This window comes from Tunturiibacter gelidiferens (assembly GCF_013410115.1).
Taxonomy (GTDB): domain Bacteria; phylum Acidobacteriota; class Terriglobia; order Terriglobales; family Acidobacteriaceae; genus Edaphobacter; species Edaphobacter gelidiferens.
Genome location: NZ_JACCCV010000001.1, coordinates 939,992 through 963,774 on the forward strand (window position 1 = coordinate 939,992; position 23,783 = coordinate 963,774).

The 23,783-nt window shown below is 58.4% G+C and carries 18 protein-coding genes and 1 tRNA gene; 10 read left to right on the forward strand and 9 right to left on the reverse strand.

Translation table 11 applies throughout. From position 1 onward, the window contains the following. The first annotated feature begins 65 nt into the window (after nt 1–65). Both HDF12_RS04105 and HDF12_RS04110 read left to right on the forward strand, forming a co-directional pair. Nucleotides 66–3,056 (forward strand): dipeptidyl-peptidase 5, encoded by a 2,991-nt coding sequence (locus HDF12_RS04105; protein WP_257025336.1) that lies wholly within the window; start codon nt 66–68, stop codon nt 3,054–3,056. Between the two features lie 176 nt (nt 3,057–3,232). Next, complete coding sequence (locus HDF12_RS04110; protein ID WP_179581345.1) at nt 3,233–3,853, forward strand: regulatory protein RecX; 621 nt, start codon at nt 3,233–3,235, stop codon at nt 3,851–3,853. A gap of 209 nt (nt 3,854–4,062) precedes the next feature. On the opposite strand, the gene HDF12_RS04115 is transcribed toward HDF12_RS04110, so the two are convergent. Both HDF12_RS04115 and HDF12_RS04120 read right to left on the reverse strand, forming a co-directional pair. Beyond that, entirely contained in the window at nt 4,063–4,446 is a 384-nt protein-coding gene (locus HDF12_RS04115) for an RNA-binding S4 domain-containing protein (protein ID WP_179581346.1), read from the reverse strand. Nucleotides 4,447–4,494: 48 nt separating this feature from the next. Next, on the reverse strand, nt 4,495–4,686 hold the full coding sequence (locus tag HDF12_RS04120) for a hypothetical protein (protein ID WP_179581347.1): 192 nt from the start codon (nt 4,684–4,686) through the stop codon (nt 4,495–4,497). 28 nt (nt 4,687–4,714) lie between these two features. Here HDF12_RS04120 and HDF12_RS04125 point away from each other — a divergent pair, with 28 nt between their 5' ends. The 3 genes from HDF12_RS04125 (at nt 4,715) to alaS (ending at nt 9,308) form a co-directional block, all read left to right on the forward strand. Continuing rightward, nucleotides 4,715–5,671 (forward strand): hypothetical protein, encoded by a 957-nt coding sequence (locus HDF12_RS04125; RefSeq protein ID WP_373563838.1) that lies wholly within the window; start codon nt 4,715–4,717, stop codon nt 5,669–5,671. 129 nt (nt 5,672–5,800) lie between these two features. After that, on the forward strand, nt 5,801–6,214 hold the full coding sequence (locus HDF12_RS04130) for a methyltransferase family protein (RefSeq protein WP_179581348.1): 414 nt from the start codon (nt 5,801–5,803) through the stop codon (nt 6,212–6,214). A 31-nt stretch (nt 6,215–6,245) separates the two neighbouring features. Then, on the forward strand, nt 6,246–9,308 hold the full coding sequence (gene alaS / locus HDF12_RS22170) for an alanine--tRNA ligase (RefSeq protein WP_257025337.1): 3,063 nt from the start codon (nt 6,246–6,248) through the stop codon (nt 9,306–9,308). 154 nt (nt 9,309–9,462) lie between these two features. Here the strand turns inward: alaS and HDF12_RS04145 are convergent, their stop codons facing one another. From HDF12_RS04145 to HDF12_RS04160, 3 genes are all read right to left on the reverse strand, one after another. Continuing rightward, entirely contained in the window at nt 9,463–10,791 is a 1,329-nt protein-coding gene (locus tag HDF12_RS04145; RefSeq protein WP_179581349.1) for an Nramp family divalent metal transporter, read from the reverse strand. A gap of 57 nt (nt 10,792–10,848) precedes the next feature. Then, complete coding sequence (locus HDF12_RS04150) at nt 10,849–11,556, reverse strand: metal-dependent transcriptional regulator (RefSeq protein WP_179581350.1); 708 nt, start codon at nt 11,554–11,556, stop codon at nt 10,849–10,851. A 355-nt stretch (nt 11,557–11,911) separates the two neighbouring features. Continuing rightward, nucleotides 11,912–12,154, reverse strand: a complete 243-nt coding sequence (locus tag HDF12_RS04160; protein ID WP_179581352.1) for a hypothetical protein — start codon at nt 12,152–12,154, stop codon at nt 11,912–11,914. Nucleotides 12,155–12,256: 102 nt separating this feature from the next. Here HDF12_RS04160 and HDF12_RS04165 point away from each other — a divergent pair, with 102 nt between their 5' ends. The 3 genes from HDF12_RS04165 (at nt 12,257) to HDF12_RS04175 (ending at nt 17,618) form a co-directional block, all read left to right on the forward strand. Next, nucleotides 12,257–14,587 carry an N-acetylmuramoyl-L-alanine amidase gene (locus HDF12_RS04165; protein WP_257025338.1) on the forward strand — a complete coding sequence of 777 codons (2,331 nt, stop codon included), beginning with the start codon at nt 12,257–12,259 and terminating at the stop codon, nt 14,585–14,587. Between the two features lie 567 nt (nt 14,588–15,154). Further along, entirely contained in the window at nt 15,155–16,417 is a 1,263-nt protein-coding gene (fliB, locus tag HDF12_RS04170; protein WP_179581353.1) for a flagellin lysine-N-methylase, read from the forward strand. 97 nt (nt 16,418–16,514) lie between these two features. Further along, nucleotides 16,515–17,618 carry a DUF6599 family protein gene (locus HDF12_RS04175; RefSeq protein WP_179581354.1) on the forward strand — a complete coding sequence of 368 codons (1,104 nt, stop codon included), beginning with the start codon at nt 16,515–16,517 and terminating at the stop codon, nt 17,616–17,618. 616 nt (nt 17,619–18,234) lie between these two features. On the opposite strand, the gene HDF12_RS04180 is transcribed toward HDF12_RS04175, so the two are convergent. Continuing rightward, nucleotides 18,235–18,726 (reverse strand): GNAT family N-acetyltransferase, encoded by a 492-nt coding sequence (locus tag HDF12_RS04180; RefSeq protein WP_179581355.1) that lies wholly within the window; start codon nt 18,724–18,726, stop codon nt 18,235–18,237. Between the two features lie 241 nt (nt 18,727–18,967). Here HDF12_RS04180 and HDF12_RS04185 point away from each other — a divergent pair, with 241 nt between their 5' ends. Both HDF12_RS04185 and HDF12_RS04190 read left to right on the forward strand, forming a co-directional pair. Then, nucleotides 18,968–19,861, forward strand: coding sequence for a LysR substrate-binding domain-containing protein (locus tag HDF12_RS04185; protein WP_179581356.1), 894 nt, complete (start codon nt 18,968–18,970; stop codon nt 19,859–19,861). Between the two features lie 103 nt (nt 19,862–19,964). Further along, nucleotides 19,965–20,040 (forward strand) — tRNA-Thr (locus tag HDF12_RS04190). A gap of 282 nt (nt 20,041–20,322) precedes the next feature. Here the strand turns inward: HDF12_RS04190 and HDF12_RS04195 are convergent. From HDF12_RS04195 to HDF12_RS04205, 3 genes are read right to left on the reverse strand one after another with little or no spacing between them, the layout of a single operon-like run. Continuing rightward, nucleotides 20,323–21,174, reverse strand: a complete 852-nt coding sequence (locus HDF12_RS04195) for an HpcH/HpaI aldolase/citrate lyase family protein (protein ID WP_179581357.1) — start codon at nt 21,172–21,174, stop codon at nt 20,323–20,325. Nucleotides 21,175–21,177: 3 nt separating this feature from the next. Further along, the gene (locus HDF12_RS04200; RefSeq protein ID WP_179581358.1) at nt 21,178–22,416 is read right to left on the reverse strand and encodes a CaiB/BaiF CoA transferase family protein; all 1,239 of its coding nucleotides are present in this window, start codon (nt 22,414–22,416) and stop codon (nt 21,178–21,180) included. A gap of 2 nt (nt 22,417–22,418) precedes the next feature. Beyond that, nucleotides 22,419–23,750, reverse strand: coding sequence for a 2-hydroxycarboxylate transporter family protein (locus tag HDF12_RS04205; RefSeq protein ID WP_179581359.1), 1,332 nt, complete (start codon nt 23,748–23,750; stop codon nt 22,419–22,421). Between the last annotated feature and the right edge of the window lie 33 nt (nt 23,751–23,783).

The following is a 23,783-nucleotide window of genomic DNA, read 5'->3' on the forward strand; positions in this document are numbered from 1 at the left end:
CGGGGATTTTCTTCTGTGGTTCCTCTTCCGGTTCGATCCTTGAGTTGCGGGGGTAGACTGGCGCGATGAAGAAGTGCGCGATCAGGGCCGGCTTGCTGGCGGCGGCGGTGGCTGGGGTTTGGGGCTGGACTTGTGGCAGGGTGTGGGCGCAGGGATTTGGTCCAGACTCTGATTCCTTGTCGGGTGGAACGACGGGAAAGCGGCCGATGACGTTTGCGGACCTGCAGCGGATGAAGCGGGTGAGTGATCCGCAGGTTTCGCCGAGCGGCAGGTGGGTGATGTTTTCGGCGATGGATGTCGATCTTGAGAAGAATACGAAGGTGAATCATCTTTGGGTGGTGCCGATGGCGGCTGTGCCTGCGGACGGCCAAGGAAAAGCAGATTCCTCCGCTGCGCTGCGGAATGACAACCTGAAAAATGGGAGTGAGCGGCAGGCGGATTCCTCCGCTGTGCGGAATGAGAACAAGAAAGGCGGGCCCGATGGTCCGGTGAAAAGCCGCGCTGAGCGGCAGTTGACGTTCTGGAAGGAGGGCGAGTCGGGGGGAAGGTTTTCGCCGGATGGGAAGCAGGTCGCGTTTGTTGCGACTGATAGCGCGACGGGACTTTCGCAGATCTTTCTGGCGGCGTGGGATGATGCAGCGGGGACGCTGGGGACGCCGAAGCGACTGACGGGTGTGAGCACGGAGGCGGATGGCGCGGTTTGGTCGCCGAACTCGCAGAGGATCCTGTTTGTGTCTCGGGTGTATCCGGAGTGCAGCGACGAAGCCTCGTGGATGGATGAGGATCTTTGCAATAAAAAGAAAGATGATGGTGCGGCAGCAAATCCAGTGAAGGCGCAGGTCTTCGAGCACTTGATGTATCGACACTGGAATAGTTATTTGGGGCCGAAGCGGAGTCACGTGCTGGTGGTGTCGGCGGCCGATGGAAATGCTGTTCGGGATCTGACTCCGCGAGGGGATATTGGAGATGCGGAGGCTCCGACGTTCACGCTGGGCGGTCCGGTTGGGTATGCGTGGGCTCCTGGTTCGGAAGAGATTGCTTATGTAACCAATGTTGATCTTGTTCCGGCTGCGAGCACCAATAACGATGTGTTTACGCTGCTGCTGGATGATGCGGGTGCGAGGCCGCGCAAGGTTTCGGCTTCTATGGGGAGCGACGATGCGCCGGCTTATTCGCCCGATGGAAAGTATCTCGCGTTTCGTTCGCAGGCGAGGGCGGCGTATGAGAGCGACCGGTTTCGGCTGATGTTGTTCGATCGTCTCGCCGGAACGACGAAGGAGTTGTTGCCGAAGCTGGATCGCTGGGTGGATGAGTTTGTGTGGAACCCGGTGAATCCGGAGATCTGCTTTACGAGTGCAGATCATGGGGAGGAGCGCATCTTCTGCACTTATCCGAATCTGGGCGACTCGCTCTTCGCGCTGCCGGGGAAGGGGGAGTATGGCGAGTTGCAGTTTGCGGCGTTGAAGGACGTTGGCTATGAGCTGGTGGCGGCCAAGATGACGGTGGAGTCGCCGGCTGCGGTGGTGGCGCTGTTTCGGGGAGACGTAAAGGCGTCTGCGGATAGAGATATTCCGAGTGTCTCCAATCAGATTGCGACGACCGAGGTGCGGCTGACGCATTTGAACGATGACCTGGAGCAGCATCTTGACTTGCCGAAGATGACGAGCTTTACGTTCAGCGGCGCGGAGGGTGCGCCGGTGCAGGGTTTCATGATTCCGCCGCCGAAGTTCGATGCGGCGAAGAAGTATCCGCTAAAGTTCTTGATTCATGGTGGACCTCAGGGGGCGTGGGGCGATGCGTGGAGCTATCGGTGGAACGCGGAGTTGATGGCGGCGAGCGGGTACGTGGTGGTGATGGTGAATCCGCGCGGGTCGACGGGGTATGGGCAGGCGTTTGTCGATGGTGTGAACGGCGACTGGGGCGGCAAGCCTTATGTCGATCTGATGAAGGGTCTGGACTTTGCGGAGTCGAAGTTTGCGTTTATCGATAAGACGCGGGAGTGTGCGCTGGGTGCGAGCTACGGCGGATTTATGGCGAACTGGATTCTGACGCACACGGATCGGTTTGCCTGCATTGTGACGCATGATGGGATGTTCAATCCGGAGAGCGCGTACGGTACGACGGAGGAGTTGTGGTTCAACGAGTGGGAGTTTCGGAGGCCGGGCGAGGTGGCGCCGGGACAGCCGTGGCGGTATGCGGCGGGGCCGGTGGCGAACGATCCTTTCAGGAGGTGGTCGCCGATACTTGCGATTCAGAGTGCGAAGACGCCTACGCTGGTGGTTCATTCGCAGCGAGATTATCGGTTGGATGTGTCGGAGGGGTTTCAATTGTTTACGGCGCTGCAGCGGCTGAATGTTTCGAGCAAGATGCTGTATTTTCCGGATGAAGGGCATTGGGTGTTGAAGCCGCAGAACTCAAAGCTCTGGTACGAGACGGTGGGGGATTGGTGCGACAAGTGGACGAAGACGAATCTGTATGCGGCGATTGTGCCGTCTACGGCGACGCCTGCTTCGAAGGCGGGGACGAAGGTGAAGGGGGCGGCGCATCCGGCTGCTCCGGTGGCCGCGTCTCCGGCTGCTGCAACTGCTGCGCCGGTCGGTGTACCTGCTGGGCCGAGCGTGGAGGATTCCTCGCAACGGGCTGGGGGCTCTGAGGACTTTACGGTTGCGATCGGTGCTCCGCAGGATGAGGTGAAGGTGGGATCGGATGCGAGGGTGACGATTGCGCTGAGAAATGTTTCGGACCATCAGGTTGCGTTTGCGCATCGACCGGGCGCGAACAATGCAGAGTTTTCTTACAGGATCGAGGTAAAAGATGCGGCGGGGCGTGCGGTGGGGTTGACCGCGTATGGGCGTGAGGCGTTGCAGCATCAGCAGGAGGAGAGCCGTACCGTGGAGTTTGTGCAGCCGGGGAAGGCCGCGGTGCAGACGGCGCATCTGGAGAAGCTGGTGAATATGAATCGGCCGGGGCGGTATACGGTGCAAGTGTTTCGCAAGGATGCGAAGAGCGGTGCAATGGTGCGGTCGAATGAGTTGACGTTGAACGTGGTTCCCTGATGACGTCGGGTGGAGGAGAAAGCAAAATACGGGGGTCTCTCCACTGCGCGGTTCACGATGAGACTGTGAACCGCTTCGGTCGAGATGACAATATTTCCTGCGGGGCGGCGAAGAACAAAGGCGCAAAAATCGCCGAGTGAAAAGCCGTTGGGTGAAAATAGGTTCGAGGGATTGTGATGGCGTTTGCGCGGCCGAAGAAGCGGGAGCCGGTGGGTGAGGCTGGGTTGTTCGAGTATGCGGTGGGAACATTGGCGCGACGGATGCGGACGGTGCGGGATTTGCGGCGGTTGATGAAGACTCGAGCGGAGGAGGGTGAGGCGGGGGAGCGCGCGATGGATGCGGTGATCGTGCGGTTGAAGGAGCTGAACTATTTGAGCGATACGCGGTTTGCCGAGGACTACACGCGGGTGCGGAAGGAGCATGAGAAGTTTGGGAAGAGACGGGTGCAGCAGGATTTGATGATGAAGGGTGTGGAGAAGGAGTTGGTAGCCTCGACGTTGGAGTCGGCGTATGAGGATGTGGATGAGGTGGGGCTGGCGCGACAGTATATTGCGCGGAAGCGGATGAGGAAGCCTAGTGGGGAGAGTGCTCAGAAGGAGACGGTGCGGACGATGAACCGGCTGATGCGGGCGGGGTTTTCTTCGAATGCGATCTTTAAGGTGTTGAAGGCGTGGGAGCTTCCGGAGGAGGCTTTGGCGGGTGTGGAGGAGGGTGGGGTGGATTCGGACTCGTATGCGGAGCGGGAGGAGCGGGCGGGGGATTCGGATAGTTATGCGAAGCAGAATGAGGAGGAGTGATTTTGTCCTGCCGGACGGGCCCACTGCGCGTGGGGCGGGCGTTCGCACGCCTTTTTACTGCTTCGCGTGGTGCTCCCGTTGGTCGCGAAGGAAGCTGATTCCGACCAACGGGAGGCTCTATGGTGTTCGTCCTACCAAGACCGGTATACCCGTCACGAAGTGACCGCGCTCCGCGTAGGAGGCCCGTCCGGCGGGACATCTCTTTAGAGTCAGTAGTCGCCGCGAAAGCTGTGGATGAGGCGGCGGTCGCGTTTGCTGGGACGCTTAGAAGGGGCAGCGTAGGCGATGGGGCCGAGGAGTTTGCGCTCTTCGGCGGCTTTGCGGCGAGCCTCTTTGCTGGCTTCGGTCTCGCGGTAGAGGGTTTGAGCTACGGCTGCGGAGCCGCGCTGCTGGCTTAGGGCGAGGACTTCTACTTCGAACTCGCCGGCTTCGTTTTTGATTCGGAGCATGTCGCCGAGGCGGACCTCGCGGGAGGGCTTGGCGGAGAGGTTGTTTGAGGAGATGCGGTTCATGTCGCAGGCTTTGGAGGCCTGCTCGCGGGTCTTGAAGAAGCGGGCGGCCCAGAGCCACTTGTCGATGCGGGTGCCGGTCATGGATCTATTTTCTTCTACTTCCGTTTCTTCTACTTCTGCGATGAGGTGCTAGATGGCGCGGAGCATGCGGACGGGGAGATAGAAGAGGGCGGCGATGAGTTCGAAGGTGCCGCCGACTACGATGCCTACGAGGCGGAAGGGCAGGAGGATCAGCCAGATCAGGGGGTAGAGCAGGAGGGCTGCCAGGGCGAGCGGCCAGCAGACGACCATGAGGATCAAAAAGAGCAGAAGGTTGAGCATCGGTGTTTCTCTCCTGAGGAGATTAACGGTGAGGGTGGGGGAAAAGTTCCGTTGGGTGGATGATAGGGGGATGGCGGAGAGTGGGTTGCAGCGGGTGGTGGGGGTGGACTGGTCGGGCGACAAGGGGCCGGGGCAACGGAGGAAGATCTGGGCGGGGGTTTGGACGGCTTCCTCTAAGGGCGGCAAAGTAACGCTGGAGAGTGGGCGGACGAGGGAGGAGTTGATGGCTTGGTTGGTGGAGATGAGCCGCGAGACGCCGCGGATGGTGGTGGGGTTTGATTTTTCGTTTAGTTATCCGGCGTGGTTTTTACGGGAGCTGGGGATTGGGTCGGCGCCGGAGTTCTGGGAGTTGGTGGCGGGCGGGCGCGGGGAGGAGTGGCTGCATCGGGACTGTGAGGATGTGCGGTTTTGGGGGAGGGTGGGGCCGATGCGGCATGGGAAAAAGCCGGCGGAGTTCAGTGGGGAGCATGCGCACAGGATGTTGCGGAGGGCAGAGACGGTGTTGAAGGTGAGGGCGGAGATGACGGATCCGTTGCAGGTGGCGAAGATTGCGGGGATCGCGCCGAAGTCGGTGTTTCAGATTGGTGGGGCGGGGGCGGTGGGGACGGCTTCGCTGCGGGGGATGCCGGGGTTGCTGGTGTTGCGGGCGGCGGGGTTTCGGGTTTGGCCGTATGATGAGCCGGATGTGAAGCGGGCGCCGTTGGTGGTGGAGATCTATACGCGGCTGATGACGGGGGCGGTGACGAAGAGCTCGGAGGTGGCGCGGACGGCTTATCTTGCGAAGAAGCGGAGGGAGAGTGCGCTGTATGCTGGGCTGTCGCGAGGAGTGGTGGCGAAGGCGCGGGCTTCAGAGGATGCGTTCGATGCGCTGGTGAGTGCGATGGTGATGGTGGAGCATCGCGGGGAGTTTGCGGGGTTGAGGAAGACGGAGGATGAGGTGTTTCGGATGGAGGGGCAGACGTGGGTGCCGGGGTTGTTCGGTTAGCGTTAGGGCTTGTGGAGGAGAGCGGTTCGCGCGTGGCGCGAATGCCCACATCTCAGAATCGAGATATGGGGCACCCGGCCGGGGTTGGTGATCGTACACTGAAAGCCCGGGGACTAAAAGGGTGGACTCATGAGAGCAAATCTGCTGACGCTTGCTGTCGTTATCTTTACGCTTGGTCTGCTTTTGGCCCATGCGCAGGAGGTGGTTTGGAGCACGGCGAAGGTGATTGGAGCGGTGATCGCCGGGGTATCGTTTCCGTTGTTCGTGCTCGCTCGGTGGCAGCTTGGCAGTTCGTTTTCGATCAAGGCGAAGGCTGGCCGACTGGTAACGACGGGGCTGTATTCGCGTATTCGCAATCCGATTTATCTGTTTGGTGGGTTGTTTACGGTGGGGGTGTCGCTCTTCTTTTCGGTGTGGGGACCGCTGGTGGTGGCTTTGGTGATTGTGCCGTTGCAGATCGTCAGGGCTCGCAGGGAAGAACGGGTTTTGGCTGTGGCGTTTGGGGAGGAGTACGAGCGGTACAAGAGCAGGACGTGGTTTTGAGGAGTGGGCTCGCTGGTAGACTTTAAGGTCTATGATCAATCGTTCGGGCAGCCAGATTCGGGAAGATTTTTTGCGGTTTTTTGAGGGCAAGGTGTCCGAAGCGACCGGACAGGGGCACAGGCGGGTGCACTCTTCTTCGCTGGTGCCGGTGAACGATCCTACGCTGCTGTTTACCAATGCGGGGATGAATCAGTTTAAGGATGTTTTTCTTGGGAACGAGAAGCGGGATTACACGCGAGCGGTGAGTTCGCAGAAGTGTGTGCGGGCGGGGGGCAAGCACAACGATCTGGAGAACGTTGGGTTTACGCGGCGGCACCATACCTTCTTTGAGATGCTGGGGAATTTTTCGTTCGGGGACTACTTCAAGAAGGATGCGATTGCTTATGCGTGGGAGCTGCTGACTTCGAATCACGATCATTGCTTTGGGATCGATCCTTCGCGCCTTTACGTGACGATCTTTGAGGGGGATGCGAAGGTTCCGCGGGATGATGAGGCGGAGAGGTTCTGGATTGAGATTGGGGTGCCGAAGGAGAGGATCTTTGGGATGTCGGCCAAGGATAACTTCTGGCAGATGGGGGATACGGGGCCTTGTGGGCCTTGTAGCGAGATCTTTTACGACATGGGGATTGAGGCTGCGGAGGAGGCGGGTGTTGATAAGCCGTTTCCGCAGGATGATCAGCGGTATGTCGAGGTGTGGAATCTGGTGTTCATGCAGTTTGACAGGAGCAGCGATGGGACGCTGACTCCGTTGCCTAAGCCTTCGATCGATACGGGGATGGGGTTGGAGCGAATTGCTGCGGTGCTGCAGGGTGTGCTGTCGAACTTTGAGACGGATCTGTTTACTCCGCTGATTCTTAAGGCAGCAGAGCTAGCGGGACTGACGGGGGCGGCGAAGACAGCGGAAACAGTCAATTTGGCAAGTAAATTATCGACCGCGTCGGATCTGGCGAGGTCGATGGAACGAGGGTCGCTGGCGCGGCTTGTCAACACTGCAAGTCTACGCATCATCGCGGACCACGCGCGCTGCGCGACGTTCCTCATCTCCGATGGTGTTCTTCCCTCGAACGAAGGGCGCGGGTATGTGCTGCGGAAGATTCTGCGGCGTGGGATTCGGCATGGACGGGTATTGGGACAGGAGAAGCCGTTTATGCATGAAATGGTGTTCGCAGTTCGGGATGAGATGCAGGTGGCTTATCCGGAGTTGAAAGAGTCTGCGCAGCGGGTAAGCAAGGTGGTGCTGGCGGAGGAGGAGCAGTTTGCTCGTGTAATGGAAAGAGGATTCCAAGAACTGCAGGATGAATTTGCTGCTGCGTCTGAGCGGGACATGCAAAACCTGATCATTGATTTCTGCCAGGAGCATGGGCTGACTGTTGATTTGGAGCAACTGAAATCTCGTACTCGAGGATTGGTATCGATTTATAGAGACCTCTGGGATACACGAAACTACTTTATTGGTGATGACTATTTCAATGAAAAGTATGAATCCGAAATTTCACTTCAGCTTGGGTCTATCTTCAAATGGGGTGAATTGACTCCAGAGCTTGCACAACATATTCGCAAGTCATGGTTTCCCAAACTGCCAGGACGGCAGGCATTTCGTCTGTACGAAACGTTCGGAATGCCACTGGATTTTATGGTCGACGCTGCGCGCGATGCTGGCATCGAATTTGATCAGGCTGGGTTTGAAGCTGCGAAACTTGAGGAGCAGCAGCGGGCTCGTGCTTCGTGGAAGGGCGGGTCGCAGAAGTCGGCGGCGCCGGTTTATCGGGAGTTGCCGAAGACGGAGTTTAAAGGGTACTCGGCGCTGCGGGTGGATGGGGCGAAGGTGTTGGCGCTGGTGAAAGATGGCGTTGGTGTGCCGGAGTTGAAGGCTGGCGAGTTGGGTGAGGTGGTGCTCGATGCGACGAGTTTTTATGCGGACTCGGGTGGGCAGGTTGGGGATGTGGGGTGGTTGTACTCGGGGGATCATAACCTGGTGGTGGCTGAGGTGAGTGGCGCGACCAAGCCGGTGCAGGGAGTGTTTGCGCATAAGGTGAGGGCGAATCAGACGATTGCGGTGGGCGATAGTGTGGACACGGTTGTCGATGGGGCGACGCGGGCGGCGACGACAAGGAATCATACGGGGACGCATCTGCTGCATGCTGCGCTGCGCGAGGTGCTGGGGAAGCATGTGAAGCAGGCGGGGTCGTTGAACGATGCGACGCGGCTGCGGTTTGATTTTTCGCACTTCACGGGGGTGGCCGAGGAGGAGTTGCGCGAGGTCGAGGAGATTGTGAATCGGCAGGTGATGGGGAATACGAAGGTGGAGACGCTGGTGGATGTGCCGATCGACGTGGCTGTGAATGAGCTGGGCGCGATGGCGCTGTTTGGCGAGAAGTATGGCGAGAAGGTAAGGGTGGTGAAGATCGGCGACTTTTCGACGGAGCTTTGCGGCGGGATTCATACGGGGGCTACGGGTGAGATTGGGTTGATCAAGGTGGTGGGCGAGGGGTCAGTGTCTTCGGGGGTGCGGAGGGTGGAGGCGGTAAGTGGGACTGGTGCGCTGCATGAGTTCCGGCGGGACTTCGATGTGGCGAAGGTAGTGGGGGCTTTCGTGGGTTCGGGGGCGGGGAGTTCGTCTGAGAGCGTGACGCCGGCGGAGGCGTTGCGTGCCAGGATTGCGGCTCAGGAAGAGGAGATGAAGAAGCTGCGGCGGGAGCTGGATGTGGTCAGGATGAAGGCGGCGAGTTCGACTTTATCTGACGCTAGCGCGTCTGCCGTGGAAGTGAAGGGCGTGAAGGTGCTGGCGCAGAGGGTGGATGGCGTGGAGAAGGCGCAGTTGCGGGAGCTGGTGGATTCGCTGCGTATCAAGTTGGGGAGTGGTGTGGTGGTGCTGGGGGCTGCGGTGGAGGGGAAGGTTTCGCTGATTGTGGGGGTGACGAAGGATCTTACAGCGCGGGTGCAGGCTGGGAAGGTTGTTGGACTGCTGGCGGCGCAGGTTGGGGGAAAGGGTGGGGGAAGGCCTGATCTGGCGGAGGCTGGCGGGAGCGATGTGGGTTCGCTCGATTCTGCGTTGCAGGGGGCGGCGGAGGTTGTGGGCGGGTTGCTTGGTTAGGGGCTAGGTGTCCTGCCGGACGGGCCTCCTGCGCGGAGGGCGATCACTTCGTGATGGGTATACCCCTTCGGTTGGCGCTCCCGTTGGTCGCGAGGGAAGATGATTCCGACCAACGGGAGGACCACGCGAAGCTTTAAAAAGGCGTGTGAACGCCCTAGTGGCCGCGGAAGATTTGTATCAGGAGCCAGAGGTTTAATCCGGCGATGAGGAAGGCTACGGCGTAGCTTAGGAGCCTGGTTCGCGCGTGATTGACGAAGGGGCCCATCTTCGCCGGGTTGCTGGTGAAGGCTACCAGAGGGAAGACGGCAAAGCTCAACTGCATGCTTAGGATGACCTGGCTTAAGAGTAGCAGTTTAGAAGTGCCGCGCTCGCCGTAGAAGTAGGTGACGATGATGGTGGGGATGATGGCGAGAGAGCGGGTGATGAGCCGGCGCAGCCAGGGGGCGAGGCGAATGTGGAGGAAGCCCTCCATGACGATCTGGCCGGCTAGGGTTCCGGTGATGGTGGAGTTTTGACCGGAGGCGAGCAGGGCGAGGGCGAACATGGTGCTGGCTCCGGCGAAGCCCAGCATGGGGGTGAGGAGCTTGTAGGCGTCGTTGATCTCGGCGACCTCGTAGTGGCCTGCGCGATGAAAGACGGCTGCGGCGAGGATGAGGATTGCGGCGTTGACGAAGAGGGCGAGCATGAGGGCGGTTGCGGAGTCGATGTTGGCGAAGCGGATGGCTTCGCGTTTGCCCTGCTCGGTGCGCGGGTAGTTTCGCGTCTGGACGATGGAGGAGTGGAGATAGAGGTTGTGCGGCATGACGGTGGCGCCGAGGATGCTGATGGCGATGTAGAGCATCTCAGGGTCGGTAATGATGGCCTTGGAGGGGATGACGAGGTTGCGGGCGATGGGGAGCCAGTCGGGGTGCGAGAGCAGGACTTCGACGCCGAAGAGAGCGGCGATGGTGCCGATGAGGGTGATGACGAGGGCTTCGAGATAGCGGAAGCCGCGGTTTTGGAGGAGCAGGATGAGCAGGACGTCGGTGCCGGTGATGAGGACGCCGAGCATAAGGGGAATGTGGAAGAGGAGTTGGAGGGCGATGGCGGAGCCGATGACTTCGGCGAGGTCGCAGGCGCCGATGGCGATCTCGGCGAAGAGCCAGAGAAGGATGTTGGTGGGGCGGCTGTAGGTTTCGCGGCAGGACTGGGCTAGGTCGCGTTCGGTGGCGATGCCGAGCTTGAGAGCGAGGCTTTGGAGGAGGATCGCCATCAGGTTGGAGAGCATGATGACGAAGAGGAGGGTGTATCCGTATTTGGACCCGCCGGCGAGGTCGGTTGCCCAGTTTCCAGGGTCCATGTAGCCGACGGAGATCAGGAAGCCGGGGCCGAGAAAGCCGAAGAGGCGTCGCCAGAAGCCGGGAGACTGCGTGAGGCGTACCGAAGAGAATGCCTCCGGCAGGGACGGGCGCAGTTCGCGATTGAGTTCCTGGAGGGTTGGCATAGGCGGCATTGGTACGTGCAGTCTTAAATGCAGTATGCCACATTTAGTTAACCGAGGTTATGTTTTTTTACGTCGCCTTGGTTCATCTGTTTCTCTGGATGCCGGATTGGGCCGTACCCAGACCCTGATGGCGGCGGATTGGCCGAGGGTCACGGAGCCGTTGGGGGTCTTGATCTGCATGGTGTTGTCGTAGTTGCGTCTCTGGACGCGGACGGCGACCTTTGGTCCTATTCCGAGTTCATGAAGAAACTCGAGCAGGCCGGAGTCTCGTTCGTAGAGACTTGCTACAACGTAGTCGGTGTTCTCGGTTGCTTCGGAGAGAGCGACGAGGCCTCGGCGTTTGATCTGCGCGGGGGTCTCTGGGAGAACCTTGTTGCCGTGGGGGCAGTCGCCGGCTTCGCCGAGTTTTTCGATGAGCTTGGCTTCGAATGCGGGGGAGATGGCGTGTTCGAGGCGCTCGGCCTCGGTGTGGATCTGATGCCACTCCATGCCGAACATCTCGGAGAGCATGCGTTCGACGAGATGATGACGGAGGGCGGTGCGGTGGGCGGCCTCTCGTCCTTTGGTGGTGAGTTTGAGAGCCCCTTCGCGGCCAGCCTCGATGTAGCCGTCCTCGCGCAGGCGCTTTACGGCCTTGGTCACGGCGGGAGCGGAGACCTCCAGCCACTGGGCCAGCAAGGCTGCAATGACAGTGTGGCCCTCGCTTTCGGCTTCAATGATCGCCTTGAGGTAATCTTCCTTCGAGACTGTGATTTCCTGCGACATGATTGCAAGTTAACCATGGTAAAGCGGATTTGTCATCGGTCGAGATGATCTTTTGGGGGGAAGAACGGCAAACGGCTGGGTGTTGGGTTGGAAGGTTCGAACGGTATGGGTAGGTGGAAGGTGTCGGGATCCTTCACTGCGTTCAGGATGACGACAAAAACAAACTGCGGATCCTTCCCCATTCGACTTCGCTCAGGGTCAAGATGACGACAAGAACAAACTAAGGATCCGTCCCGTTCGACCTCGCTCAGGGGTAGGATGACGACTTCAAATAATCGCCTTTCCCTTCGTGGAAATGACAGATCTTTGGTCGCCCTATAGCTCGACACTGCCTGATTCTCAGAGGGTCTACTGGCTATTTCGATGCTTCCTCGTCTTCGAGAAGCTGTCTTGCCTCTTCGAGATTGAGGAGGTTGCCGTCTACGACGATTTCATAGACGCCTGCGTTGTCCGGAACGGAGAAGACGCTCTCAACGGTGTGTCCGCGTTTGCGAATAGCTTCGACGAGAAGATCGATGTCTACCATGCGTGTGAGTTTACCCCAGGATGGCTTGCTGGGATCATCGTTGAATAGAGGCTTGATGCGGGATGAGCGCAATGGGTTGGGGGTATCGGGGGGAGTACCGGGTTTCTTTTCACACGCGTTGCGGGGTGGGCTCTCTTAAACTTAGGCGGTCTGTCGTTTTTTTGAAGAAGACACATGGGCCTGGGGAAGATAATTCGTAGTTCTTGGTGTGGCGCGAGTTGCGCGGTGGTGCTGGGCTGCGCGATGGTGCAGGTTCTGCCTGCGAAGGCGGTTCGGCAGCGGCATGTGGAGTTGACTCCGTGGGAACAGGCCGAGCGGGGACGGCAGGCGCTGGAGGCAATGCCGGAGGGGACGCGGACGCGAGCCGATTATGCGCGGGCGATGGATGGGTTTCGTGCGGTGTACCACGAGGCTCCGGGGGGTATGCATGCTCCCGACAGCGTGAATGCAGTGGCGGAGTTGCTGGCGGAGCAGGGGCGTGGACTGCATGATGCGAAGAGTTTGAAGGCTGCGGCGGGGCAGTATGAGTTTTTGCGGACGCAGTATCCGGGGAGCTCGCTGCGTGTGGGGGCGCTTCTGGCGGAGGGGCAGATCTATGAGAATGATCTGCATGATGCGGCGGCGGCGCGGGAGAGATATTCGCTGCTGGTGAAGGAGTATCCGCGGAGTGAGATGGCGGAGGAGGCTCGGGCTGGACTGGCTTCGCTGGATCAGGGTGGGCGTAAGGATCCAGGTGCGATGGGAGCGGTTGGGGCGGCTCCGGTTGGGTCTTCTGTTTCTTCGAATGCGGCTACGGCTGCGAAGGAGGCTGGAGCTGGTGGGATGGTGGCCGCGGCGAGTGCATTTGATGGGCGCGACGTTCGCGTGTCGGGTGTGAGTTCAGCGGGTCCGGCGACAGTTGCGGAGAGGCAGGGGGCTGCGCCGGTGGATGAGGCGGCCGGTACAGCTCCTGGCTCGACTTCGGGCTCGGCTTCGGGTTCAGATGCGGGAACGCAGAGTGTGGCGCCGATGCATATAGCGAAGACTGTGCGGCGTGGGCATATGGCGCAGGTGACGGGGATTCGTCACTGGTCGACGCCGAACTACACGCGGGTCGCAATCGACCTCGGCGACGATGTGACGTATGAGGCGGCGCGGGTTCCGAATCCGGATCGCATCTACTTTGATCTGCATGGTACCCGGCTGGCGCAGGAGCTGGTGGGCAAGAGCTTCGCTGTGACCGATGATGGTTTTTTGAAGAAGATTCGGGCGGCGCAGTTTTCGAATGACATGACTCGAGTGGTGCTGGATGTTAATGATGTGACGGAGTACTCGGCGTTTCTGCTGCCGAATCCCTATCGCTTAATTATTGATATCCATGGTGGTAGTAAGGCGGAGCCGGGCGCTCCGGTGGTGAGTGTGCCGATGCAGAGAGCGGCGGCTCCTGCGCCGTCGGTTCCGAATACGACGGCGGTAAAGTCGGGGAGTTCGTTTGATGTGGCGGCGGTGAGTGCGCAGCCGGGAAGGGTGGAGGCGACGACGCAGCCAACCTCGCAGCCGATCTCGGCGGTGGTGTCGGACAGGAGTCAGTCAGATAAGGCTCAGGGCTCAGGGCTCAGGGTTCAGGGGGGCGATGGTGCATCGGGGACAGGTAGCTCTATTGGAGTAGCGACAAGCTCTGCGGACGTTGCGGTGCCTGTACCGAGCACGAGGAAGCTGCGACACGGCAAAGGTGCGAAGGATGCCGATGCGGTTCCGGCGCGGGCGGCAGTGCCTACGGCGGATGGCGAGACCTCGATGGTGCGGGCGCTGGGGTTGAAGGTTGGACGGATCGTGATCGACGCGGGGCATGGGGGGCATGACTCGGGGACGCTGGGCGTGGATGGGATTGAGGAGAAGGACGTGGTGCTGGACGTAGCGCTGCGGCTGGGGAGGCTCCTGCATGAGCGCCTGGGGTCGGAGATTATTTATACGCGGTCGGACGATACGTTTATTCCGCTGGAGACCCGGACGGCGATTGCGAATAAGGCACAGGCTGATCTGTTTCTTTCGATCCATGCGAACTCTTCATCGGATGCGAGTGCGCGCGGAGTGGAGACTTACTACCTGAACTTCACGTCGTCGCCGGATGCGCTGGAGACGGCGGCGCGTGAGAACGCTGTGTCGGACCAGTCGATTCATCAGCTGAGCGATCTGGTGAAGAAGATTGCGCTGAAGGATAAGATCGCCGAGTCGCGAGAGTTTGCAGGGGATGTGGAACAGAGTCTGTATGGTGGGTTGCAGAAGGGGAATGCAGGACTGAAAGATCGCGGTGTGAAGAAGGCTCCGTTTGTGGTGCTGATCGGGGCGAATATGCCTTCGATCCTGGCGGAGATCTCGTTTGTGACGAATGCGAAGGATGCTCGGCAGCTGCAGCAGCCGGAGTATCGGGAGCGGGTGGCGGAGAGTCTTTATAAAGGTGTGGCGAAGTATGCCGGTGGGTTGAGCGGGGCGAAGGCGCCGACGGAGCGGGCCAGCGGGAACTGATTCTCTGTGGTGTGGCGGTGAGGCGAGAGAAGATCCTGCGCGGTGCAGTAACAATTTTGCTGCGTAAGGGCGATCAATAAAGGCTCTTATGTGGGCGAACAAAACAGACAACGACAACGGCGAATACGGGGTCTTGACGGATACCGCAGCATGATCGGTTCGCTGCAACGGAGAGCTGTGGCCGCGATCCACTGCGCTGTTCACGATGAGGCTGTGAACAGCTTCGGTCGAGATGACGGTGTTTGTTAGAGGGCGAGCGAGAAGCAGATTCCTCCCCCGTTCGACTACGCTCAGGGTGCGGAATGACAAACAAAAAGGCGCGACTATTAACACGACTATCAAATAGACGAAAAAGGCCACGACTAAAAAGCAAAAAGGCCACGACTATTAAATGAGAGGGAGGTTCGCCTGCACGGTGGTGCGGCATTCTTAGATTCTTCCAATCTGGATGATTCGGGGATGGCAGGGCGGTTGCTTCTAGTTCGTCGCGGAGATTTTTTCGCACGAAGATGCGGCGCTTGCCTCGTTGTTTCGATGCGGTGATGGCGTGCTTCAGTGAGGAGGCCCATGAGGCCTGAGACGCAGAAGATTCAACCGCTTTACGGGAGTGCCTTTCACTGTATCGGGGCCGAGTGCGAGGACTCCTGCTGTCACGGCATGAGCGTTCTCGTGGACAAGAAGACTTACGAGGGATATCAAGAGTTTCCGGAGGAGAATCTGGGTGCGCTGGTGAAGGAGTATGTCTCGATTCTTCCTGTCGGCGCGACTGAATCTCTTTATGCGCGTATCAAGCCGAACGCATCGGGCCGATGCCCGTTTCTTTCTGCGGAGCGGCTCTGTGGGGTGCAGAAGGAGTTTGGCTCGGCACATCTTTCAGCGACGTGTTCGACTTATCCTCGCGCGCTGAACAGTGTGGAGAATGAGCTTGAGATTTCGCTATATCTCTCGTGCCCGCAGGCGGCTCGGCAGGTTCTGCTCGATGCCGACTCGACGCGGGCGATGGGCGATGCTTCGTCGGCGCACTTTCGAAGCGACCAGTTTTCGCGACTGGCTACCGGGGAGGGTTCGATTCATAAACCGATACGGTACTTCTGGGAGGTTCGGGATCTGGTTGTCGCCATGATTCAGGATCGTAGGCGACCGCTGTGGCAGCGGCTGTTTTTGCTTGGGATGCTTTCGAAGCGGCTGAACGAAGTGACGACCGCGCAGGAGGACGATGGGGTGCCGGAGATACTCGGCAACTATTGGGAGATATTGGAGAGTGGGGCGCTGCGCGACAAGCTGGAGATGGTGCCGGCGCAGCCTGCGGTGCAGCTGGATGTGGTGCTTCGGCTGATTGACCAAAGGATTCGCGCGGGCTCATGCGGGCAACGCTTTCTGGAGTGCTTCGACGAGTTCCTGCAGGGTATCGGATACTCTGCGGGATCTACTTCGGCGAGCGATGCGCTTCATTATGTGGAAGCGGAGGCACGGTACTGCGCGCCATTCTTTGCGGCGCATCCGCATATTCTGGAGAACTATCTACTGAATTATGTCTACCGGACGCTGTTTCCGTTTGGCCGCGAGGCGAGCGCACATATCACTCCGCAGGTAATCTTTGGGGAGTTCCTGTTGATGGTGACGCAGTATGCGCTGGTCTACGGTCTGCTGGTCGGGATGGTGGGTTATCGGCGGGAGGCGTTCGGGGAGGAGCATGTCGTCAAGCTGGTGCAGTCTTTCTCGAAGACGGTGGAGCATAGTCCGAGCTATTTAAAGGAGATCAATCAATTGATAGAGAGCAGGGGGTTAGGAGATCCGCAGGGGATCGCGACGCTTTTGAAGTTTTCTTAGGATGAGGTTGGTGGATCGTTCTCGGGTTTGAGCGGCATGGAACTTAGGAAGGAGGCTCTAGGCTTACGTTCGGGCGCTGGTGTAGTCTGACCAACGTATGGGTTTTCTTTCTCGGATGCGGGTTGTGTCGACGGCCGTGCTGGGGCTGGTGGTGATGGGTGCCTCTGTGATTTCGCTGGAGGGACAGACGCCGAAGGTGATGTTGGCGGAGCCGCCGACGCCGCTGTTGCCGGAGTCGCTGCGGGGAGGGGCTGACCATGACGCGGGTACTGGTGCTCCGTCGTGGAGTGGAGCCGACGGGCCGGTGCTGGTGGAGGATGGGATTCGCCGGTATGAGCGTGGAGGGCCGCAGAGTCCTGGCGCAAACGGCACGGTGACGGTTTACCAGTTTGAAGATGCTACGGGGGCAGCCGCTGCGTATGACTATCTGCATAAGAGCGCGCCCTATGTGGTGCGGAGCGGAGTGTCCGTGGTGGTCGCTAACCTGAAGGGCAGTCCGGCTTCGGCTGAGGCGCTGCTACGGACGGTGGAGGTGGGGCTGCCGAAGGTAGGGGGGCCGAAGGGAATGTCTCCGCTGCTGCCGACTTATCTGCCGGCGAAGGGTCTTGACAAGGGCTCGGAGCGGTATGCGGTGGGACCGGTAGGGTATAAGGCGATGGGCGGGGCGCTGCCGCCGGAGATTATTGGCTTTGATAAGGCTGCCGAGGTGGTGACGGCGAAGTACGAGGGAAAGGGTACGCTGACGATGCTGCTCTACCCGACGCCGCAGATTGCGGGCGACCACGGGCGGCAGATCGAGGCGGAGATGAACCAGGAGGGTGGTGCTGCCGGGACGGTGAAGCTGAGGCGTGAGGGGCCACTGCTGCTGATGACGACGGGCGCATGGAACCCGGCCGAGGCGCGGAGGCTTGTGGAGGGGATCCATCTGCGGAGCGAGGTGACGTGGAACAAGGCGATGCCTCCGGAGTTTCATGCGGAGATCAGGAAGACAGTGAGCCTGCTGACCAGCATCCTGGTGTTCTGCGGACTGGGAGCTTTGGCTGCGGTGATCCTGGCGTTGTTTCTGGGCGGCGGACGGGCGGCAATTAGGGTACTTCAGGGTAAGCCGGCAGCGACTGAGCCGGAGTTTCTCCGGATCGACTTGAGTGGAAGTGCGGCGCGGATTCAGACGAAGGGACCCGGGGTCGAGCAGGGAGGCTGAATCGAGTGGCCCAATCTGCACTGAGGATGGTGCAGGGGCCGAGCTAAGCGGCTGATAGGAATGTCGTTGGGGTCTGGATAGGGTAAGTAAAAGCGAATTTTAGGCGAAAACGTGGCCATCTGTTGTCAGTTTAGTAAACCCCGTAACCATTGAAAAATAAGGACTTACATTAGTTGAGTTTTGACCTTGACACGTCATATCGCCAAACTTAGTATTTCGCCAGAAAGTTCTGATGGCTTTGCCTCCGTTGGAACTATTCTCCCTAAAGAAGAGGCCACCTCGTTGCCGGGTGGCCTCTTCGCTTTTTCAGACGGGATTTCCGAGGGTTATTTTCCGAGAGGATTGGTTACCAAAGTGGGAGTGCGAAGGTGAAGGAAATCATCCGAGGTGTTGGTGTTGTGTCATGGCGGGGTCCTGGTCGCCGATGCAGGTCTTAGGGAATGGAAGGCTCTTCGAACGAAGAGGTGGTCTATGTCTCATGGGCTACATCCGATGCTTCAAGTAGCCATCGCTCTCGCGGCTCTGGTGACGTTGGTGTGGCCCACTGAGATGGGGGACGGGGGACGTTAGAGGTGATGGAGTCTGAGTCTTCGAACGACGACGTGCGGAACTTTGGTCAGGGAGTGGGGAACGATAGCTCCATCGAGACGTCGGCTCGGGCATAGGGAGAGGGCACGACGCGCTCCGGCGGCAGTCGTTTGAAGCCGACTGTTTCGTAGAGGTGAATGGCAGGGGTCAGCTTGTGGTTGGTTTCGAGATAGAGGCGAGTTGCACCTGAGGCCCTTGCTTCCTCGACAACGCTCTGGAGCAGTCGGCGGCCGATTCCGGTTCCCTGGCACGCTTGGGTTACTGCCATCTTGGCAACTTCAAACTCGCCGGGTTTCATTGCGACTAGAGCGCAGCAGCCAACGGTTTCACCGTTCTGAATGGCGAAGAAGATGCGGCCGCCATGGTCAAGGATGGTTGTCTGAGGGTCGGAGAGGGAGTACACGTCCTTCGGCTCGAGGACGAACTCCCGGGTGATCCACTCTTCGTTGAGGAGGCGGAATGCGATCTCGTCTCCTGGTTCAAATTCTCGGATCTTAAATTCCAGAGCTGTGTTGTTCATGGGGTCTCCACTAGTTTCTGCTGTTTTCGGACTGCTGGCGCGAGCCGGTGTAGAGCACGGCTGGTGGAAGTCGGTCTCGATGCGGGCCGTGACCAACGGGAATGTTTTGGAAGTCGAGACCCAGCCGGGTTGTGTCCTTTGTTCCGGAAAGAGTCACTCGCGACGCCTCCTGAACTAAACGCTACGAGGAGTTTCACGGGATGTCCAATAGCTGAAAAGTCGTGATCTATATCATTGATGTATGAGTGACCAGATCGAACTTCGGCATCTGCGGTACTTTCTGGTGGTCGCTGAGACGCTTCATTTCAGCAAGGCGGCGAGGCGCCTGGGGATGGCGCAGCCTCCGCTGAGCCAGCAGATCAAACGGCTGGAGCAGATGCTTGGTCATGCGCTCTTTGAGCGGACGACACGCGGAGTGAAATTGACGGCTGCTGGCCAGTTGCTGGCGAGACGTGCTCGAAGCACGATGGAGAAGGTGGACGAGGATCTTGCCCAGGTTCGCCGGCTGGGGCGCGGCGAAGAAGGGACGTTGACGGTGGGTTTCAGCGGCTCGGTGATGTTTACGGAGCTGCCCGCTGCTATTCAGAGTTTTCGGCGTCGTTATCCGAAGGTTGAGCTACGTTTGCGCGAACTCGTGACGTCTGCGCAGATCGTTGCGCTCCTCAATGGCCAGATTGACCTTGCGTTTTTGCGAGATGGCGACCCGACTGAGGGGATTCGAATCACTACTTTGTCGAAAGAAAAGTATGTGGCTGTGTTGCCGGAGGGCCATCCGTTGACTCGGCGAAGTACTTTGAGCGTAAAGGCATTGGAGGGTGAACCGTTCATCATGTTCGCGCGGCGTATGGGACCGCTCGCCTACGATCGAACGATCGCGTGTTGCGAACGAAGCGGATTTCGTCCGAACATTGTTCAGGATGCGCCTCAATGGTTGACGCTGGTGCGCCTGGTGGCTGCCGGGCTTGGCGTGTCGCTGGCGCCAGCTTGTGTGGCGAGGGTTGCGATGCCGGGGGCGGTGTATCGAGAGGTGAAGGCTGGGTGCCGGACGTCGATCGATCTCGGCGTCAAGATGGGAGCGGAGAGTGTACTTGCGAGGAACTTCATCGAGATCGCGAATCAACATCTTGTGGGTTGATCCCGAGGAGGCGGTCGCGCACGCTGCGCTTGTGGCTACTGGAGGTTCGGGACAAAAGAGAGATTTGGCGGATGGCCACGAAGCCGATAGAATAGAACGACAGGCCGATGTAGCTCAGTTGGTAGAGCAACTGATTCGTAATCAGTAGGTCAGCGGTTCAACTCCGCTCATCGGCTCCATTCCTTTCCATCATTTAGGAAGCTTTTCGCCGCCAGACCAACTGATTCTGTTTAATCTGGTTTGGAAGCGAGCTATCTTATTTTGAGTGAGATGGCATGTCTTCGGATTTGTTCACGAATTCCATGATCTCTCCCGCATTGATGTTCACCTACGGGTCCTCGTGTCGTTCCCGAGTGATTGCTACAGTCAAGTATGAATGAGGCTCTTTCGCGATGCTGTTCCCGAAGCTGTAATTGTGAAACGGCCCAATACAGTGAGCGGGCGGTGAGTCTTTCCGATTCTCAATAGTCTTTCTTACCAAGAAGCTTGCGGGCACGGCGGATAAATGGAGCATCAATCATCGCTCCATCAATGCTGGTAACAGCCACCCCTTTTTGCGCCGCCTGTGCCGCAGCCTCCAGGATTCGCGCAGCGGAGACGAGTTCCTCTGACGTTGCGACAAATACCCGGTTAGCAATGGGGATCTGTGAAGGATGAATGCAGCTGGCACCTACGAAACCGAGTGAACGAGAAGCTCTCAATTCATCTTCATAACCGGATATATCTTTGAAATTAGCGTAAGCCGAATCATAACAATCGAGGTGAGCTTCGGCTGCTGCCAGGCGAAGGGTAAGCCGAATCTGGTTCCTAGCAGCGACATTACTCTGTGCCACACCCAGCGGCTCCAGTAAGTCTGCAAAGCCGATCTGCAAGCCGAGCACTCGTGGGGAACTGAGCGCGATCTCTGCAGCAAAACGTAAACCACGCGGCGATTCGATCGTGGGAAGGATGCCTAAAGGGGCAGGCAGGTTCCGCGACCGCTCGAATTTGGCGATGATATCTGCCGACGCGCGGACATCTTCCGCCGACTCTACCTTGGGTAAAACGATTGCAGAGATCGACTTCCAGACGGCGCAGTCTACATCTTGCTCAAAGTCTGCAGAGGTAACGGGGTTGGTGCGAACCAGAAGCAGCGGTTGATCGATGGACTGGCGTTCGCGCAAGTAGGATTGCAGATGGTCTCTGGCTTCAACCTTCCGTGCTGGCGCAACGGAGTCTTCAAGATCGAAACACACAGCGTCTGCGCCGGACTTAGTCGCCTTTTCAAAGAGCTCCGGACGGATCGCAGGTACAAAAAGTTTGCTGCGCATCATTGTTTATCTCTTCTCTGGTTTGTCGGGCATCTTTACGAGACCTGACGAAATAAAACCTGCAATGGCGGAATCCGTATAGCCGATCTCACCCAGCACGTCGTGGGTGTCTTCTCCCAGATGAGGAGCGGCTCTGCGGAAGCGCCCAGGCGTGGCCGACAATCTGGGTGAGATTGTGTGTACGGGGATTGTTCCTAAGTCGGTATCTGGCAACTCAACGACAATCTGTCGCGCGTGAAAATGTGGGTCGTGCTCGATGTCGGACATGTCGTAAATTGGACCAACAGTCACCCCGTTCTTCTGAAAAAGGTCGAGGCATTCCTGTTGGTTGAGCGTGAGTATAAAGGAGGCGATCATTCGATCCAGTTCAACCACATTGTGTAGTCGGTTTTCATTCGTTGAAAAGCGAGGATCGGTGATGAGCTCCGGCCGGTTGATCGCTCGAAAGATCTTTTCAGCCATCTTTTGCGTCGAACCGGAGAGGCATATCCAGTGCTCATCCAATGTGCGGTAGACATTACGCGGAGCACTGTTGGTTGAACGGCTTCCTGTACGAGGTTTAACGACTCCAGTCAGCCGGTGGTTTGCAGCCTGTGCACCCAATATGGAAAACAAGGGGTCTAGCAGCGGGATGTCTATTACCTGGCCTTCACCCTGATTGACCTCAACATGCCGTAGTGCCGACAAAATTCCGATCGCTCCATAGAGACCTGCAGTCATATCGCCGAGATAGATGGGCGGCAGTACAGGCTCGCGGTCAGCGAAGCCGTTCATTGAAGCGAACCCAGACATGCCTTCTACAAGCGTGCCGAAGCCGGGACGCTCAGCGTAAGGGCCGGTTTGTCCCCAGCCCGATATGCGTGCCAGTACAAGCTTGGGGTTAGCGGCGAACAACGTCGTTGGGGCGAGGTTCATTTTTTCGAGAGTCCCTGGACGGAAGCTTTCGACCATTATGTGAGCCTCGGCGGTGAGGCGAAGCAGTATGTCTCGAGAGCCTTCATCGCGCAGGTTGAGACAAAGGCTGCGCTTATTGCGGCTGTAGGTCTTCCATGCGGTTTCGACGCCGGCGACTCGCCACTCGCGCAGAGTGTCGCCTCCGGGTGGTTCAATTTTGATAACGTCAGCCCCTAAATCGGCTAACACCATGGTGAGAGTGTTCCCGGCGACGAGTCGGGATAAATCCAAGATACGTATCCCGTGAAGTGGGCCGCCTGGTCCGGAGGTGAATTCAATTCGGTTGAACATAGCTATTTTCCGTGCGTAAGGAAACGCAAAATTAGTAGCGTCAGGGTAACGGTAATTGCTCCGCCGATACGCGTTGCAATCTGAGCAAAGGGCATGAGTTCAAGACGATTGGCTGCGGTCAGAATAGCTACGTCTCCAGTGCCTCCGGCGCCGGTGTGACAGGCGTTGACGATAGCGGTTTCGACGGGATAAAGATGTATCCACTTGCCTATAAAGAAGCCAGTAACAACAAGAGTGAGGACGACAAGAACAATCACTGCTAAATTTGCCGGATGTAGTGCTTCTTTCACCGACTTCCAAGGCGTCAACGCAACAGCCACAGCGAAAAGCAGCGGATACGTTACGGCGACCGCAAAGAAGTGCCCGACGGCCGCCGCCGCCCGATCGATCCATGGCGGAAGCAAATTGGATACCTTGAGCAGCACTGCTATTACAAGCATTGTGACGGGGGGAGGAAACCCCAAAAGAAAGTGCGAAACAATGCCGAGCAAGTAGAGAGAGATGGCAAATAATGCCGCCGCACAGAGTTGATCATTCCTAGGTGCGATAGGGGCGACATTTAGCGACGCCGGCAGAGGGAGTATGTTGGACGGTGGCTGCAGCAATCCATTACCAGTGAGGGACGGATAGCGACGCCCGATGGCATTGAGGCATCCAGCCATGATGATGGCGACGAGATTTGCAAAGAGGACGACAGGCAGCAGATGTGCGAGGTACTCGGCGGAGCTTTGATGAAAGATGTCCTCATAGCCGATTGAAAGTGGAATGGCTCCTTCACCAACACCACCTGCCATCACGGGGACGATAACGAGTGTGACAATCCTGGCTAAGGGCAAACCGATCGCAACACCCGCTACAGAGCCGATCAACACGGCCATAAGCGAGCCGGCGAACAGTGGAATTAAAACTTTCGCAATCCCTTGCAACAGCAACTTGCGATTCATGCCGAGGATACTGCCGACGATGATTGCTGTAATGTACAAGTAAATAAAATTGGTTCCCTTGGTGAAGCTGGTGACAGTTTCCACCAGGTTAACGGGCAACCAGTGTCGATACACCAGGTAAGACGGCAGGAATGCGGCGGTGATGGCCGGTGCTCCGAGGCGTCGCAAAAACGGAATGAGTCCCCCAAGCCACGCGCATAGGAACCCTCCTGCGGCGAGCGTTGCAATCATGACGGATACGTCTCCAGTGAGCGCATGGGCACCCGTCAGAGCCGCTACAGCACCAAACAGCAGAACAAACACGGGAAGGGGCAGCAGCCCAATGCGATAAGAGAGCCAGCGGGGCCACTGTCGACGTACCTGCGTTTCGGAGTTCAATTCAAGAAGCATTCATCTCACATCAAATATCATTGATAAAATAGA

Bases quoted from the DNA above. Each gene is read 5' to 3' on its own strand.
- HDF12_RS04105 (WP_257025336.1), top strand. From the start codon at position 66: ATGAAGAAGTGCGCGATCAGGGCCGGCTTGCTGGCGGCGGCGGTGGCT.
- HDF12_RS04185 (WP_179581356.1), top strand. From the start codon at position 18,968: ATGAGTGACCAGATCGAACTTCGGCATCTGCGGTACTTTCTGGTGGTC.
- HDF12_RS04195 (WP_179581357.1), bottom strand. From the start codon at position 21,174: ATGATGCGCAGCAAACTTTTTGTACCTGCGATCCGTCCGGAGCTCTTT.
- HDF12_RS04145 (WP_179581349.1), bottom strand. From the start codon at position 10,791: ATGCCAACCCTCCAGGAACTCAATCGCGAACTGCGCCCGTCCCTGCCG.
- HDF12_RS04175 (WP_179581354.1), top strand. From the start codon at position 16,515: ATGGGTTTTCTTTCTCGGATGCGGGTTGTGTCGACGGCCGTGCTGGGG.
- HDF12_RS04150 (WP_179581350.1), bottom strand. From the start codon at position 11,556: ATGTCGCAGGAAATCACAGTCTCGAAGGAAGATTACCTCAAGGCGATC.
- HDF12_RS04180 (WP_179581355.1), bottom strand. From the start codon at position 18,726: ATGAACAACACAGCTCTGGAATTTAAGATCCGAGAATTTGAACCAGGA.
- HDF12_RS04115 (WP_179581346.1), bottom strand. From the start codon at position 4,446: ATGACCGGCACCCGCATCGACAAGTGGCTCTGGGCCGCCCGCTTCTTC.
- HDF12_RS04165 (WP_257025338.1), top strand. From the start codon at position 12,257: ATGGGCCTGGGGAAGATAATTCGTAGTTCTTGGTGTGGCGCGAGTTGC.
- HDF12_RS04200 (WP_179581358.1), bottom strand. From the start codon at position 22,416: ATGTTCAACCGAATTGAATTCACCTCCGGACCAGGCGGCCCACTTCAC.
- fliB (WP_179581353.1), top strand. From the start codon at position 15,155: ATGAGGCCTGAGACGCAGAAGATTCAACCGCTTTACGGGAGTGCCTTT.
- alaS (WP_257025337.1), top strand. From the start codon at position 6,246: ATGATCAATCGTTCGGGCAGCCAGATTCGGGAAGATTTTTTGCGGTTT.
- HDF12_RS04205 (WP_179581359.1), bottom strand. From the start codon at position 23,750: ATGCTTCTTGAATTGAACTCCGAAACGCAGGTACGTCGACAGTGGCCC.
- HDF12_RS04130 (WP_179581348.1), top strand. From the start codon at position 5,801: ATGAGAGCAAATCTGCTGACGCTTGCTGTCGTTATCTTTACGCTTGGT.
- HDF12_RS04110 (WP_179581345.1), top strand. From the start codon at position 3,233: ATGGCGTTTGCGCGGCCGAAGAAGCGGGAGCCGGTGGGTGAGGCTGGG.
- HDF12_RS04120 (WP_179581347.1), bottom strand. From the start codon at position 4,686: ATGCTCAACCTTCTGCTCTTTTTGATCCTCATGGTCGTCTGCTGGCCG.